This is a genomic window from Janthinobacterium sp. B9-8, from assembly GCF_000969645.2.
GTDB lineage: Bacteria > Pseudomonadota > Gammaproteobacteria > Burkholderiales > Chitinibacteraceae > Iodobacter.
This window is the reverse complement of record NZ_CP014222.1, coordinates 3493817-3508604: the sequence shown is the minus strand read 5'-3', so window position 1 is coordinate 3508604 and position 14788 is coordinate 3493817. Positions and strand designations below refer to the sequence as shown.

The window sequence follows — 14788 nt, the reverse complement described above, 5'->3', positions numbered from 1 at the left end:
ACCTATGTTTATATCTACAGCTCTGCCTGGCAAAGTGTTGCTGGGCAGTATTCTTCTTTTGAGCCAGGCTGCTTTTGCAGCGCCTATTGCCCCTTCTGCTGCGGCATCATCAGTCAGTGCCTTACCCACTCACGCCACGGTGGTCAGCCGTTTTAAGCGTTACGATGCTTTAGGCCGTCTGGAAAAAGAATGGGATGCAAAAGGCCAGGTCTATAGCTACAGCTATGATGCCAATGGCAATCGCCAAACCAGCACCGATCCGCTGGGCCGGGTTACCCGCTATGAATATGATGCTTTAAACCGCTTAAGCAAAAGCACCGATGCAGCTGGCAAAGCCACACTGATGTCTTATGATGCCCGCGATAACCTGGTGCAGGTTACTGACCCCGAGGGCTTCAAAACCAGCTACAGCTACAACGGCTTTGATGATCTGATTAAATTAGTCAGCCCGGATACAGGCACCAGCAGCTATACCCGCACGGCCAGCGGGCAGATTCAAACCTATACCGACGCCAGAAAAAAGACCGCCACCTATACCTACGACGATCTGGGTCGTGTGCGGAGTGTTGATTTTGGTGATGGCATCAATGCTTTTACTTATGACACAAGCTTGGTGGGGAAAGTCGCCAGCATCACTAATCCAAGTGGCAGCACCAGCTACCGTTATGATGCACAGGGCAATCTTGCTCAAGCGCAGCACCAAATTGGCAAGACGCTTGCAAAAATTGGCTATACCTCTAACCTCCTCGGTCAAGTAGAAACCATCAACTACCCTAGTGGCATCATCATCAGCTACTTGCGTAATGCAGCGGGGCAAATCAGTGGTGTGCAAATTAACGGCAAGCCCTTGCTGGATCAGCTAGCTTGGTCCGGGCACATTGGTGCACAAAGCTGGCGCTGGAGTAATGGTCAGATTTGGGCAAGGGTTGCAGCCAATACAGGCCTGCTTGCTGGGCAAAGCCTTGCCGATGGCAACCGCGTTTATACCTTTGACGCCGTCAGTAATTTACGCCGCATCGACGACATTAACGCCCCGCAACGCAGCCAGGAATATAGTTACGATCTGCTCGACCGGCTAAATCTGGCCGTCAGTAATAACAGCTCGTTTAACTATTTTTACGATTTCAATGGCAACCGCAGCGACCAAACCGTTGGAGCGGCGAGTACAAATTATAAGCACGCTGACAATAGCAACCGCCTGCTGTCATCCAGCGGTGCAAATCAAGCCACTTACACTTACGATGCGGCAGGGAATCGCGCTAACGATAATGGCTGGGTGCTGACGTACAACAACGCTGGCCGCTTAGTTAAATCCAGCAAAGGCACGGTAGCTGTCAGCTATAGTTACAACGCGCTGGGGCAAAGAGTACAAAAAGCATCAGCAACCGGCACTACCTTGTTTGTTTATGATACTCAGGGCCATTTACTAGGTGAATATCAGGCAGATGGCAAGCCTGTGCAGGAAACAATTTGGCTGGGTGATACGCCGGTAGCCGTAGTCAGTACAACGGGAGCAAGTGCTAACATCAGCTATATCTGGGCCGACCACCTGGGCACGCCTCGCCAAATTACTGATCCCGCCAGCAAGCAAATCCTCTGGCGCTGGGATGGCGAGCCATTTGGCAATAGCCTGGCTGATGAAGACCCAAGTAAAACCGGTAAAAAGTTCAGCTACAACCTGCGCTTTCCTGGCCAGTATCTTGATAAAGAAACCGGCAAACACTACAACTACTTCCGGGATTACGACCCGGCAACAGGCAGGTATATTGAATCTGACCCGATTGGTTTAGCGGGGGGGATTAATACTTATGGGTATGTGGGCGGGAATCCACTGAGTTCTACGGACCCGACAGGTGAAGCTGCTACATTAACTTGGTGTTTGGGAGGGCCATGGGGATGTGCTGCTGGGGTTGGTTCGTTGATCCTTATGTCTCCACCGGGGCAGAAAGTACTTAAAGATTTTGCTAAAAATATTGCTGATCTTTGCAAAAAGAATGATGACGATAATTGCAACGCAACTATGTCGCGAGCTGAAGCAATGGCTGCGGCATATAGCTGGGCAGGAATTTCATCTTCCGGTGATGATGCTAATCCCATTCCTTGGAGTAACTTTAATTTTCCGGCGGGCATGAGTAAGGGGGGGCGGCCTTTTGGGGATTTTATGCGAAAAAATAATGCTCCACCTTATGGTCATGGCACTCCTGATGGGGCATCAGTGGTGGAGCATCCGTTTGCTCATCCTGATCAGCCAGGACCCGCCCATCATAATTGTGCACACTTCCACGCTCGAAACACGATGGGTGTGGAACGACTTTTTACTTACAAAAATTGAATTGAAAATATTTGGAGCTACTCATGAGAAAAGAATTCTCACACCGTGTTGATGATCAATTGGATGGATATATTCCGTTCAATACGGATACCCCTGATGGAGCCACAATTTTTATGAAAGTCGATGAAGCTGGAAATTTTTGTCTCAGTGCCAATGCTGATGGTTTTCTGCATATGGCTCGTATCTGTGCTGAATTGGCTCTTGGAAATTTCCCTTGTGGATATCATTTTCATAAAAACTTTAATTTTAAACATTCGTTAGATGAGGCGGGTACCCAATTTACCTTCAAACTTGTCGAACTAGGGGAGTTATAAGGGGGGAGCCCAGCAGGGCTGGTTAGTTTTATCAACCCGCGCTGATATTCATCAAATAGACAGTCTGTATTAATCACTTCTTTGGCTGCAAAAATAGTGGCGGGTTAGACTTATGGCTAACCCGCCTTACTCCACGTTGGGCTTTTGTAGCTTGTCGCTGAGCCTGCAAAGCCAACACACAACTAATGTTGAGTAAATAACCATAATGTCGTCAGTAATTTACGCCGCATCGACGACATTAACGTCCTGTAATGCAGCCAGGAAGATAGTAATGATTTGCACGATCGGTTAAACCTGATAGTCAGCAATAAAAAGTTTAATTTAATATTTTTTATGGCTTTAAAGACGTTAGTTTTAATTAAAATAAATAATCAGCACCCTGCTATTCAGCTGAAGTTCTGAGTATTTATCCCAGGCTTTCCATCTCTGTGCATTTTGTAAAGAAACACCCAAGCCACAGGGGGCGCTTGGCTTTATGATAGTGTTTTTTGCCGATTGGTTGCCATGCTGCATAAACTTGCGATTGCCAATTACCGTTCCCTGCGCGATTTAATTATTCCTTTGGCTCAGCTCAATGTCATTAGTGGTGCTAATGGTTGCGGGAAGTCTAGTTTATACCGTGCTTTACGCTTAATTGCGGAATCCGCGGCGGGGCGTTTGATTGGGCATTTGGCGCAGGAAGGGGGCTTTGCTTCCACTTTGTGGGCGGGGCCGGAAAATATTTCTAGTGCAATGCGCCGTGGTGAGGTGCCGATTCAAGCTACGGTAAGGAAGTCTGCTGTTTCACTCAAGCTGGGCTTTGCTGGTGATGATTTTTCTTATGCGATTGATTTAGGTTTGCCCACACCCAGCTCATCGTTATTTGCCGCCGATCCTGAAATAAAGCGTGAGCAAATCTGGGCGGGCAGTGCTCAGCGGGAAGTTACCTTACTGATGGACAGGCGTAATGCCGTTGCCAAAACGCGGCTGGGGCGCAGCTGGCAAGTGATCAACCAGCATGTGCCTGCTTACGATAGTATTTTTAGCCAGTGTGCCGATCCGGTGAATGCGCCCGAGGTTTTGCAGCTGCGCGAGGCTATGCGTCGCTGGCGTTTTTATGATCATTTACGCACCGATGCCAGTGCGCCCGCCAGGCAGGGGCAGATTGGCACTTACACGCCTATTCTGGCGAATGATGGCGGCGATCTGGCTGCGGCGCTGCAAACCATTATTGAGATTGGTGATGCTGCTGCACTGATGGCGGCGGTTGACGATGCTTTCCCCGGAGCACGGATCGAGATTGCCGTGAATGATGGCCGCTTCAGCGTTTTGATGTGGCAGCGTGGCCTATTGCGCCCTTTGGCGGCAAGGGAGTTATCGGACGGCACTTTGCGCTATTTGCTGCTGATTGCCGCTTTGCTTAGCCCGCGCCCGCCGGAGCTTTTGGTATTGAACGAGCCAGAAACCAGTTTGCATCCCGATTTATTGCCTGCTTTAGCACGCTTGATTTCTGCCGCTGCGGTGCACAGCCAGGTGATTGTTGTTAGCCATGCCAGCCGTCTGGTTGCGGCACTTGAGCGTGAAGTGGATTGCAATTCGATTATTTTGCAAAAAGACTGCGGTGAAACGTCGATTTTAGGGCAGCATGATTTGGATAAACCTGCATGGTCATGGGCGAACAGATAGGCCACATTAATTGATGCTACAGGCTACTTTTTTAGTGATTGTGGCCTGTTTTCTGTATTTTTTTGCTTTAAGCTGAGCCCTGCCATCATCTGCATGATGGTTTTTTTGCTCCTCTCTTTGCTCCTTACCCTCGCTATTTTCCGTATCATCTTTCCCGTTTTCCACCTCTTTCATGGTTCTAAATGTTGATGCTTCTAAGCTCCCCAGCCTATGTGTTTTTAATTCTGGCCATTGTATGTGCATGGTTACCTGCGGTGCAGTGGGGTAGGTTTGCTATTTGGCCTTGGCTAGTGTGTTTTGCGCTGGCACTCGCTGCTGCGTTGGCAACGGGGGTGATGGGGGTTACTGCTTTATTGCTCGTTTTAGTGCTGGCTTTTGCACTATCGGGGGCGAGCTGCGATCGGCTATCTCTTGTTTTACGGCTGGCTTTGGGCGTGATCGCGGCGGTGTTGGCGCTGGCTTTGGCGATGCATAAGGTGCCGGGGTTTAGTAATTTACTGATTTTTAAGGGTGTGCAATTGAGTGCAGATGCGCCGTCATTTACGCTCTATGCCAATTTTGATAAGGGAATCGCAGGCTTATTGTTGCTGGTTTTGTTTTGCCGCAAGGCGACAAGCTTCGCCGGGCTAAAGTCAGATTTTCACCGCTCATGGCTAATTGTTTTTGCAACGATTGGGCTATTGAGCACTGCCGGCCTGCTTAGCCAGTTTTTCCGTTTTGATTTTAAGTTGCCAGCCGCTACGGTGGTATTTGCTGTCGTTAATTTATTGCTGACTTGCGTAGCCGAGGAGGCGTTCTTTCGAGGTGTTGTGCAAGAATCTTTGCACCGGATCAGTAGTAAACCTTCGGGTTCGGTGCTGGCGGTGGCCGCTTCGGCGCTGTTCTTTGGGTTGGCTCATTTTGCGGGTGGCGCGATGTATATGGCTTTAGCTAGCTTGGCAGGCTTGGGCTATGCCTTGGTGTATCAGCAGAGCCGGCGCATTGAAATGGCGATTCTTTTACACTTCGGATTTAATCTTATCCATTTTCTTTGCTTTACCTATCCGAAGTCTGTGGGGGTATAAGCGTGCTGCCTTAGTTTGAGCTGGCCGGAATGCTGGCAGGTTGTGCCGCTTGAGCTACTTTAGGCGCTTGGCTGGATTTTATTTCGGCGATGATAGGGCTGCTATTGCATGCGTCTCCAGCATTATCTACCCAGCATTCGCACTGATTAATATTGCCTTTGCTATCAATTTGTACTTTGAGTAATCCAATTTTGCACCAGCGATTATTCTGGCTGGAGTACAGATGATCAATATCAAGCACTTTGGGGCTAAAGCTATGTGCGGGCAGGGTATAAATACCGTGTTCTCCATCCCATACGGCAACGGGCAGGCGGCTTTGATTCACCACTTTGCCATTTAAGGGCCAGGGCCAATACATGGCGGAAGCATAGGTGCTAAGGCAACTGATACTTAGAAAAAGCAGGGTATAGATAATTCGGGTAGTGCGAGTCATGGGCACAATGCGCGGAAAAGTCAGTTGGCTATCATGCCGCTATTGCTTGGCCTCTGGTTGTGATCTATTGCCGCTTTAGAACGTTAAAATTGAATACAAGCTCGGCCTGCATCAAGCGCAAAGCAGGGGCAATTTTTAAAATAGCCATCGGTTTTTAGGGTAACAGTGTGAGGGCCGATTTTGCACCATCGCCTTGAGGCGGGCTCAAAAGCATGATCAACATCTAGCTCATTGCCAGAGCGGGTGTGAGCGGGAATCGTGTAAAAACGGTGATCGTCATCCCATACTTGGGTCGCTTGTGAATATTGATTAATCAGCACGCCATTCACCGGCCAAGGCCAGTGCCCGTCCTGCTCTTTTTCTTGCATGATGATAAAAAAAGCGAGCGCTGCAGAAGTACAGAGCAGGCAGATTACGGTAAAAATAATCCGGGCTGGCGTAAAAATGATTGGCATGTGCTTGAGTCTGCTTGGGGCAAATGAGATGGGCGATGCGCCCATCGGTTTAGTTTCGTTTATATAAAGCCAGTGCAGCGAGGCGTTGTACTGCATGGTCAACAATCGGTGGGGGATAGTCATAGCTGGCTTTTTGCCCAAAAATAGCTTTAACCAACCATGGCGCGTGGATTTCTTTATGGCTGAGCGCTGCCAGCTCGGGGCAATAGCGGCGGATAAACTTACCCTGCGGATCAAAGCGCTCCGATTGCGTTACAGGATTAAATATCCGGAAATAAGGCTGGGCATCGCAGCCGGTGGATGCGGCCCACTGCCAGCCACCATTATTGGCGGACAAGTCAAAATCATTGAGTTTTTCGGCAAAATAGCGCTCGCCCCATCGCCAGTCAATGAGTAAGTCTTTGACTAAAAAGCTGGCGGCAATCATGCGCAGGCGATTATGCATAAAGCCGGTTTGATTTAACTGGCGCATGGCGGCATCCACAATTGGAAACCCCGTACGGCCTTCGCACCATGCGGCAAAGTACTCTGCATTATTCGGGAACGGCAGTGTGTCGTATTCGGGCTTAAATGCATGTTGAACGACTTCGGGCCGATGCCAGAGGATTTGCTGGTAAAACTCGCGCCAGATCAGCTCGGAAAGCCATGTTTCTGCCCCCCCACCGCCAATCTGCCAGGCTCTTTTTGCTAATTCTCTGATTGATACCGTGCCAAAGCGCAGATGCACAGATAAATAAGACAAGCCTTTTACTGCCGGAAAATCCCGCGCTTCTTGGTAATCACCGATGCGCTGGCAAAAGTCATCAAACAGTGCTTCGCCACCATCCATACCGGGTTTAAGATTACTTACATCGATTTCATCAAAGCCCAGCTCTGCCAGTGTGGGCATTGCTTCACCGCTCAGAGGCGCAAGGCGGTTTAAATAAGGCCGCACAGGGTAGGATTTTAAATAAAAGTCATTCACTTTAGCCAGCCATGCGCGTTTATACGGGGTGAATACGCTATACATGCCGCCGGTTTTAGTGAGTACTTCGTCTTTTTCAAAAATGACCTGATCTTTGAAACTGTAAAAGCGGCAGTCATTAGCGGCCAATTGCTCGGCTACACTGAGATCTCTGCTAATGGCTGCTGGCTCGTAATCGTGGTTGCAGTAAACTGCTGTGGCTTTGAATTCTGCCGCCAGGCGGGGAATTTCATCGCTGGCTACGCCATGGCGAATGATTAAATCCGAGCCTTGCTCAATCAGCGCTGTTTTTAATTGCTGCAGGCTATGCCAAATAAAAGCCACGCGTCGGTCTTCTTTTGATAATCCATCTAAAATGGCAGTATCAAAAATAAATACCGCGATCACGTTTGGGGATGCTTTTAAGGCGTGATGCAGTGCTGCGTGGTCAAATAAGCGCAGATCGCGGCGAAACCAAACGAGTGATGTCATGGGCAGAGGCGGCGTAATAAATATGAATGTCGTATTGTGCCATCGGCATTGGTGATGCGCCCATTTTTAGCACCTTGTGCGATAATTGCAGGCATGGATAACGCAATGAACTTTTCTCGTCATTTTTTGATTGCGATGCCTAGCCTCGTTGATCCGATTTTCTCCCGAGCCCTGACTTTTGTGTGCGAGCACAATGAGCGTGGAGCGATGGGGGTGATTGTGAATCGGCCGCTGGGTATGACGCTGGCGTCGCTATTTGAGCAGATCGATATCGAGCTGCACCGCCCCGATATGGCTGCGCTGTCGGTACACTTTGGCGGGCCGGTACAAACCGATCGTGGCTTTGTGCTGCATACGCCGCTGGGTAGCTGGCAATCTAGCCTAGCCGTTTCGGATGAAATGGGGCTATCTACTTCAAGAGATGTCTTGCAGGCGCTTGGGGACGGTGAAGGGCCAGATCAGGTGTTTTTAACCTTGGGCTATGCCGGCTGGGATGCAGGGCAGTTAGAAAATGAGATCGCACAGAACTCCTGGCTTACCGTAGAAGCCGATCCGAAAATCATTTTTGATTTACCGCCTGAAGCGCGTTATGCCGCGGCCTTGGGCTTGCTGGGTATTGATATTGCAATGTTGTCTAAAGAAGCGGGCCACGCTTAATTCGGCTGAGCTTTTCTTTGGGCATGCCACATTTTGAAAACGCTCGAAATCTGGGCTGTCATCTGGAAAATAATGAGTACTCTCCTAGCTTTTGACTTTGGTGAAGTGCGGATCGGCGTAGCCGTTGGCTCATCCGAGTTGGGTATTGCCCACCCTGTAGAAACCATCACCGCGGAAGAAAACGAGCGCCGTTTTGCGCGGGTTGAACAGCTGATTCGCGAGTGGCAGCCTGCTTGTTTGATTGTCGGCCTGCCTAGTCATTTAGATGGCACGCCGCATGAGATGACGCGTCTTTCACGCAAATTTGCCAATCGCCTGCACGGGCGTTTTGGTTTGCCGGTATTTTTGGTAGATGAGCGTTTATCCAGCGCCGCCGCTTGCAGCGCACTTAATGAGGCCGGAGTACGTGGCCGCCGTCAGAAGCCAGCCCTTGATCAAGTGGCTGCGATGCAGATTTTACAAACTTATCTCGACTCCCCAGCCACCGGCGAGGCACTAAGCCACCGCTCGGCCGAGGTTTCTGTTGATCGTTCTGACGAGGATGCCGATGTATAACCCGCAGTTAAATGCTCAAGGTGAGCTGATCCACCTGTTGACTACCGAAGGCTTGCCTAAGCGCATCCTGACGCAAATCCTCGATCAGGCTGCCGAATACGTTGAGAACGGCGAATTACTAAATAATAAATGGCAAGATCTGGCCGGTACTTCTGTTTTTAATTTGTTTTTTGAAAACTCTACCCGTACCCGCACGACCTTTGAGCTGGCTGCAAAACGCCTAAGCGGCGATGTGTCCAGCCTTAATATTCAAGCCTCCAGCACCGCCAAGGGCGAAACGCTGCTTGATACCATCCACAATCTGGAAGCGATGGGTGCTAATTTATTTGTGGTGCGCCATTCAGAATCAGGCGCGGCACATTTGATTGCCAAGCATGTAAAAAAAGGCATCGCGGTGGTCAATGCTGGCGATGGTCGCCATGCTCACCCTACGCAAGCCATGCTGGATATGTTTACCATTCGCCACTTTAAGGGCGACTTTACCAAGCTGCGCGTGGCGATTGTCGGTGATGTCTTGCATTCGCGCGTGGCGCGTTCGCAAATCCATGCGCTTAGCACTTTAGGCTGTCCGGAAATTCGCGTGATTGCACCTAAAACCTTGCTGCCGACCGGCATCGAGCAGCTGGGTGTGCATGTGTACCACGATATGGCCGAAGGCCTGAAAGACGTCGATGTGATTGCCATGCTGCGTTTGCAAAATGAGCGTATGGCAGGGGCTTTCCTGCCATCGACTCAAGAATTCTTTAAGTATTACGGCCTTACCCCAGAAAAACTGGCGCTGGCTAAGCCGGATGCCATCGTGATGCATCCCGGCCCGATGAATCGTGGCGTAGAAATTGATTCTGCCGTGGCCGATGGCCCGCAAGCGGTGATCTTGCCGCAAGTAACCTTTGGTATTGCTGTGCGCATGGCGGTATTAGCGATTGTGGCTCGTAATCAGAAAGCGAATAAATAATCATGAAAAACATCGCAATTCTTGGTGGCCGATTAATTGATCCTCTGAATAACACCGATCAAGTGGCTGATTTATACCTTGCCGGTGGCAAAATTGTTGGCGTGGGCGCGGCTCCTGCTGGCTTTGTGCAGGACGAAACCATCGATGCTAAGGGTTTATTAGTCAGCCCCGGCCTAGTCGATTTAGCCGCGCGTTTGCGTGAGCCGGGCTTTGAATATAAAGCCACTTTGGCATCTGAAATGACCGCTGCTGTGGCCGGTGGGGTCACTAGCATTGTGTGCCCGCCAGACACCGATCCGCCACTCGATGAGCCAAGTTTGGTCACCATGCTGCGCCAGCGCGCTAAAAATCTGGATTTGGCTCGACTCTATCCAGTGGGCGCTTTAAGCCGCCAGCTTAAAGGCTTGGAACTTACTGAAATGGCCGAGTTGCGCGATGCGGGTTGTGTGGCGTTTTCGCAAGGCGATCAAGCAGTAGGCAATTTGCAGATTCTGTATCGTGCCATGCAATATGCAGCGACGTTTGATGTGGCTTTACGTTTGTTACCACAGGAAGCTGATTTAAACGCCGGTGTGGCACATGACGGCGATTACGCTACTCGTATGGGCTTGGCGGGTATTCCGGTGCTGGCCGAAACCGTGGCTATTTCTAATATCCTGCTACTTATGAAAGAAACCGGTGCACGCGTGCATTTATGCCGTCTTTCATCTATGGCCGGGCTCGATTTGGTACGCACCGCTAAAAAACAAGGCCTGCCGATTACCTGTGATGTGAGCATCAATCATATTCATCTGGCCGATGTGGACATTGGTTTTTTTGATAGCAATTACCGCTTTGATCCGCCTTTAAGATCGGTACGCGATCGTGATGCCATTGTGGCTGCGCTGGCCGATGGCACGATTGATGCCATTTGCTCGGATCACAGTCCGGTGGATGATGACGGTAAATTACTGCCATTTGCTGAGGCAGAGCCGGGTGCAACAGGCTTGGAGTTGCTTTTGCCACTCACCCTTGCATGGGCCGAGCGCCAGCATATTCCGCTGGCGCAAGCACTGGCCAAGATCACCACCGTTCCCGCAAAGATGCTGGGTTTTGCCGCAGGTTTAGAAGTGGGCCATCGTGCGGATTTGGTGATTTTTGACCCTGAAGCCCATTGGCAAGTCACGCCTGCTACGTTGAAAAGCCAGGGCAAAAACACGCCGTTTGTGGGCATGGAAATGAAGGGGCAAGTGGTGCATACGCTGGTAAAAGGCAAGCGAGTGTATCAATTAGCAAACTAAGGGATATCAGCAGGCTCGTGTGCTTGGTTTATCCTGGTACTCGGGCTATACTTTTGCCTTATTGAAACGATCGTTTAATTTTTTCCTTGGAGAACACAATGTCTGATCTGGCTACCCTGTTTCAAACCGCGCAAGATGATGTGGTTAAATTAAACGATGCGCCGGATGTGGCGACGAAGCTCAAGCTTTATTCTTTGTTTAAACAAGCCGCGGAAGGCAATGCAACAGGCGATCGCCCATCGGCCATTCAGTTTGTTGCCCGTGCTAAGTTTGATGCGTGGTCTGAATTAGCAGAAATGAGCTCTGATGAAGCCAAACAGAAATATATTGATTTGGTAACAGAGTTAAAAGCGAAAGACGAATAAGCAAAGCCGGGCTAAATAGCCCGGTTTTTTTATAATTCTAATTTCTTATTTGCTAAAAGTAAGGCCTCAAATTCAGTCGCTGCTACAGGCTTGCTAAATAAATAGCCTTGTATTGAAGCAATCTGTGTTTGTTTTAGAAAGGCCAGTTGTTCACGGGTTTCTACTCCTTCTGCCAATACATCCATGCCCAGTGTTTGCCCCAAACCAATAATGGCTAATACAATTGCTGCATCGTTATTATTACTGCATGCGTCTCTTACAAAGCTTTGGTCTATTTTTAATTTATTAAAAGCAAAGCGCTTGAGGTAACTAAGGCTGGAATAGCCTGTTCCAAAATCATCTAAAGAAAGCTTAACGCCAAGCTGCTTAATATCATGCAGGGTGGTCATGACTTGTTTTACTTCCTGCATAATCACCGATTCGGTGACTTCTAATTCCAGATAACGGGCATCGAGCTGCGCATCATTTAAGGCAGATTTGATGAGATTAAGGAAATCAGCCTGATGCAATTGATGTGGCGATAAGTTAACGGCCATATTAATCGGCACTAAGCCGATTGCTTGCCATTTGGCCGCTTGCCTGCATGCTTCTTGCAGTACCCAATTACCAATTGGAATAATCAAGCGGCTTTCTTCTGCAATAGGAATAAATTTAGCCGGTGAAATAAGCCCATGTTTGGGGTGATTCCAGCGAATGAGTGCTTCTGCTCCGATAATGTGGCCATCTTCTAAGCTGACTTGCGGCTGGTAATGCAGGATAAATTCATGATTAAGCAGCGCCGTTCGCATACTGGTTTCCAGCTCCAGCCTTTCAGAGGCACGGGCATTCATTTCTGGTGTGAAGTATTGAAAATTGCTGCGCCCCTGTGCTTTAGCCTGAAACATCGCTACATCTGCATTGCGGATTAAATCATCTGCGCTTGCGCCATCCTCCGGGTAAATGCTGATACCAATTGAGGTGGAGGTTGAAAAATGGCCTGCTTCTAATTCAAATGGCTGAGCAAAAGACGCTAGAATTGTTTCGGCAATCGACCCAGCAATCAGCGAATGAGAGATATTGGTCAGCACAATCACAAATTCATCGCCGCCCAATCGAGCCAGAATATCGCCCGGGCTAATCAATTTTTTAAAGCGATTAGCCACCTGAGCCAGCACCGCATCACCTGCTGCATGGCCAAGTGAATCATTAATTGTTTTAAAGCGATCTAAGTCGAGGAAAAATACGGCTAGGCTTTGCTGGTTGCGCTCTGCAGAAGCGAGTGCAAGCCGCAGCTCGTCGCGCAGCAAATTACGATTAGCCAAGCCAGTTACAGAGTCAAAATTAGCTAATTCAATAATGCGTTCTTGTGCTTCTTTGCGTTCGGTAATATCGGTCATCGTGCCAATAATACGGGTAGGCTTGCCGTGAGTATCAAAGGCTACAAATTTGCCGCGTGATTGAAACCAGCGATATTCACCGGATTGTGTTTTGCGGCGGTATTCGCTGATTAATTGTGCTGCTTCCCCTTTTAAATATTGCTGAAAATGAGCAAGTGATTGCACTTTATCATCGGGGTGTACTTGGTCTTGCCATTTTTTAAAGCTTTCATCGCCGGGTTTTAAGCCAAGAAGCCGGTCGTATTCCGGGCTAGTGATTGCAATTTGGTCGCCTTGCATGGGCATATCAAATAAGCCGGTGCTGGATGCTTCTAAAGCTAAACGCAGTTGTTGTTCGCTTTTAATAATGGCCAGCTCCGCCATACGGCGTTCAGAAATATCACGCACTACAGCACAGTTAAATTCGAGCTTTTTAAAAACAATAAAATTGGAGTTGATTTCGGTGGGAATGCTTTCTCCATTCCGTGCTTTTAGTGATATCTCATCTCTTAAGTATTTATTGTTTTTTAATTTATTCCAGAATCTTTGCCAATGATCCGGATTAAAGTTAGGATTAATATCACGCAATTGCATGGATAGTAATTCAATTTCGCTATAGCCAAGGCGAGTGCATGCCGTGGTATTGACATAGCGAATTCTGCCTTGCGAATCCAGCCAGATAGCCATATCAGCGCCGTGCTCTACGGCTACTTTGGTCAGATAAAGATCGGCTTCCGTTTTTTCTAAACGTGATAATTGGCGAAATACATAGATAAGTAATAAGCCACCAAAAAATAACATCAGTAGCGTAATACCTGCATTGAGCAGGCTTTCGTTTTTCCATGACTGTAATGCTTCATCTTTATCCAGGCCTACAGAAATGCCTAAATGCCATTGATTTAAATAGCGCCAGCCAAAAATACGTGTCATTTGCTCCACATGGCTATGCTCGGTAAATAAGCCGCTGTCTTGCCGGGAAAAGTCAGATTCAAAAAATGGCTTGCCGGATATATCACGGCCAATATCACGCTCATCTCGGGGAAAGCGCGCTAGCGAAATACCATCATCTCTGAATAAGCGAATGATAATGCCTTTTCTCTGGCTGAGTGATGCGTAGAAAGTTTCGAAGTAAGCTGGCTTAATGCCGGCAATTAATACGCCATTAAACTGCCCTTGTTTATCTATCAGGGCGCGTACCAGCGGAATAATTTCCATATTTCCACTGGGATCCGTTTGTTGTTCCGCGATATAGAATCGCGCCTGTGGCTGCATTTTGGGCACGTTAAAGGCCCGCGATTGGGCAATATTGTGCTCAGGCGCAGGGTGCTGCAAAGTGGATACGGCTATCTCGCCTTTGGCATCGGCGGCGGCAAAGGTGCTGAGCTGAGGGTAAGGGCCTAACTGGCGGCTTAGCAAGGCATAGAGGCAGGGCTCGTTTTTGGCAGCGAGGCAGCTTTGGAAAATCTCATCATTCTGAAGATTAGTCAGGCCATGCAAGCTGTTTTCCATCGTGCGACTTAAGTGCTCATCAATGGCCCGGGCTAAGGTGAGGATTTCTTTTTCGGTGCTGCTAAGGGTGTCATGGTAGCCGCGATAAATAGACCAGCTGACGGCTGCAATACTAAAAATAAACACGCAGGCGGAAAGTACGCTGAGCAGGCGGCGAATCTGCTCAAAAGAGTGTTCGGCTTCATGTGATGACACCGCTTGATGATGGGACACACAATCACCTTGAATTAAATGCAATACAGAGATTAAAACGCTGAGTTTATTTCTTGGAAATATTATCCCATCGTTTAAAACAGCCTTAATGTAATGTGATCTACTTAAGATGATTGGGTATTGCTGAAGGTGTTATAGCCAATATTAATCAGTGCAGTCTATTGCTGGGATTAGATAAACTTTAATGGCTGGAGAAAGAGT

14 protein-coding genes are annotated in these 14788 nt (G+C 48.6%); 9 read left to right on the top strand and 5 right to left on the bottom strand.

The window, feature by feature from the left end; genetic code table 11:
• The first annotated feature begins 4 nt into the window (after positions 1-4).
• The 3 genes from VN23_RS15890 (at position 5) to VN23_RS15880 (ending at position 4311) form a co-directional block, all read left to right on the top strand.
• A complete protein-coding gene (locus VN23_RS15890; protein ID WP_046351505.1) occupies positions 5-2332 on the top strand; it encodes an RHS repeat domain-containing protein in 2328 nt (775 codons plus the stop codon).
• A 23-nt stretch (positions 2333-2355) separates the two neighbouring features.
• Positions 2356-2646: a hypothetical protein gene (locus VN23_RS15885; RefSeq protein WP_046351506.1), complete on the top strand. Its 291-nt coding sequence runs from the start codon at positions 2356-2358 to the stop codon at positions 2644-2646.
• Positions 2647-3150: 504 nt separating this feature from the next.
• Positions 3151-4311: an AAA family ATPase gene (locus VN23_RS15880; RefSeq protein WP_046351507.1), complete on the top strand. Its 1161-nt coding sequence runs from the start codon at positions 3151-3153 to the stop codon at positions 4309-4311.
• A gap of 6 nt (positions 4312-4317) precedes the next feature.
• Here the strand turns inward: VN23_RS15880 and VN23_RS21865 are convergent, their stop codons facing one another.
• The gene (locus VN23_RS21865; protein WP_156455213.1) at positions 4318-4485 is read right to left on the bottom strand and encodes a hypothetical protein; all 168 of its coding nucleotides are present in this window, start codon (positions 4483-4485) and stop codon (positions 4318-4320) included.
• Positions 4486-4493: 8 nt separating this feature from the next.
• On the opposite strand from VN23_RS21865, the gene VN23_RS15875 reads away from it, so the two are divergent.
• Positions 4494-5375 (top strand): CPBP family intramembrane glutamic endopeptidase, encoded by an 882-nt coding sequence (locus VN23_RS15875; protein WP_052746541.1) that lies wholly within the window; start codon positions 4494-4496, stop codon positions 5373-5375.
• A gap of 10 nt (positions 5376-5385) precedes the next feature.
• On the opposite strand, the gene VN23_RS15870 is transcribed toward VN23_RS15875, so the two are convergent.
• The 3 genes from VN23_RS15870 to VN23_RS15860 all read right to left on the bottom strand — a co-directional run bounded on the left by VN23_RS15870 (position 5386) and on the right by VN23_RS15860 (position 7698).
• Complete coding sequence (locus tag VN23_RS15870; protein WP_156455212.1) at positions 5386-5808, bottom strand: hypothetical protein; 423 nt, start codon at positions 5806-5808, stop codon at positions 5386-5388.
• An 83-nt stretch (positions 5809-5891) separates the two neighbouring features.
• Positions 5892-6263 (bottom strand): hypothetical protein, encoded by a 372-nt coding sequence (locus VN23_RS15865; protein ID WP_046351509.1) that lies wholly within the window; start codon positions 6261-6263, stop codon positions 5892-5894.
• 49 nt (positions 6264-6312) lie between these two features.
• Positions 6313-7698 (bottom strand): cryptochrome/photolyase family protein, encoded by a 1386-nt coding sequence (locus tag VN23_RS15860; protein ID WP_062654918.1) that lies wholly within the window; start codon positions 7696-7698, stop codon positions 6313-6315.
• Between the two features lie 84 nt (positions 7699-7782).
• Between VN23_RS15860 and VN23_RS15855 the strand changes: the two genes are divergently transcribed.
• From VN23_RS15855 to VN23_RS15835, 5 genes are all read left to right on the top strand, one after another.
• Positions 7783-8355: a YqgE/AlgH family protein gene (locus VN23_RS15855; RefSeq protein WP_442905459.1), complete on the top strand. Its 573-nt coding sequence runs from the start codon at positions 7783-7785 to the stop codon at positions 8353-8355.
• 72 nt (positions 8356-8427) lie between these two features.
• Positions 8428-8910 (top strand): Holliday junction resolvase RuvX, encoded by a 483-nt coding sequence (ruvX, locus tag VN23_RS15850; protein WP_046351511.1) that lies wholly within the window; start codon positions 8428-8430, stop codon positions 8908-8910.
• Positions 8903-9865 carry an aspartate carbamoyltransferase catalytic subunit gene (locus VN23_RS15845; RefSeq protein WP_046351512.1) on the top strand — a complete coding sequence of 321 codons (963 nt, stop codon included), beginning with the start codon at positions 8903-8905 and terminating at the stop codon, positions 9863-9865. Before ruvX ends, VN23_RS15845 begins: the two co-directional genes overlap by 8 nt.
• A 2-nt stretch (positions 9866-9867) precedes the next feature.
• Entirely contained in the window at positions 9868-11145 is a 1278-nt protein-coding gene (locus tag VN23_RS15840) for a dihydroorotase (RefSeq protein WP_046351513.1), read from the top strand.
• A 98-nt stretch (positions 11146-11243) separates the two neighbouring features.
• Complete coding sequence (locus tag VN23_RS15835) at positions 11244-11510, top strand: acyl-CoA-binding protein (RefSeq protein ID WP_046351514.1); 267 nt, start codon at positions 11244-11246, stop codon at positions 11508-11510.
• Positions 11511-11539: 29 nt separating this feature from the next.
• Here the strand turns inward: VN23_RS15835 and VN23_RS15830 are convergent, their stop codons facing one another.
• Complete coding sequence (locus VN23_RS15830) at positions 11540-14587, bottom strand: bifunctional diguanylate cyclase/phosphodiesterase (protein WP_052746542.1); 3048 nt, start codon at positions 14585-14587, stop codon at positions 11540-11542.
• Positions 14588-14788 lie beyond the last annotated feature (201 nt).

Excerpts from the sequence above, each read along its gene's own strand:
- VN23_RS15865 (WP_046351509.1), bottom strand. The coding sequence starts at position 6,263 with ATGCCAATCATTTTTACGCCAGCCCGGATTATTTTTACCGTAATCTGC.
- VN23_RS21865 (WP_156455213.1), bottom strand. The coding sequence starts at position 4,485 with ATGAAAGAGGTGGAAAACGGGAAAGATGATACGGAAAATAGCGAGGGT.
- VN23_RS15890 (WP_046351505.1), top strand. The coding sequence starts at position 5 with ATGTTTATATCTACAGCTCTGCCTGGCAAAGTGTTGCTGGGCAGTATT.
- VN23_RS15835 (WP_046351514.1), top strand. The coding sequence starts at position 11,244 with ATGTCTGATCTGGCTACCCTGTTTCAAACCGCGCAAGATGATGTGGTT.
- VN23_RS15875 (WP_052746541.1), top strand. The coding sequence starts at position 4,494 with ATGTTGATGCTTCTAAGCTCCCCAGCCTATGTGTTTTTAATTCTGGCC.
- VN23_RS15885 (WP_046351506.1), top strand. The coding sequence starts at position 2,356 with ATGAGAAAAGAATTCTCACACCGTGTTGATGATCAATTGGATGGATAT.
- VN23_RS15860 (WP_062654918.1), bottom strand. The coding sequence starts at position 7,698 with ATGACATCACTCGTTTGGTTTCGCCGCGATCTGCGCTTATTTGACCAC.
- ruvX (WP_046351511.1), top strand. The coding sequence starts at position 8,428 with ATGAGTACTCTCCTAGCTTTTGACTTTGGTGAAGTGCGGATCGGCGTA.
- VN23_RS15845 (WP_046351512.1), top strand. The coding sequence starts at position 8,903 with ATGTATAACCCGCAGTTAAATGCTCAAGGTGAGCTGATCCACCTGTTG.
- VN23_RS15880 (WP_046351507.1), top strand. The coding sequence starts at position 3,151 with ATGCTGCATAAACTTGCGATTGCCAATTACCGTTCCCTGCGCGATTTA.
- VN23_RS15840 (WP_046351513.1), top strand. The coding sequence starts at position 9,868 with ATGAAAAACATCGCAATTCTTGGTGGCCGATTAATTGATCCTCTGAAT.
- VN23_RS15870 (WP_156455212.1), bottom strand. The coding sequence starts at position 5,808 with ATGACTCGCACTACCCGAATTATCTATACCCTGCTTTTTCTAAGTATC.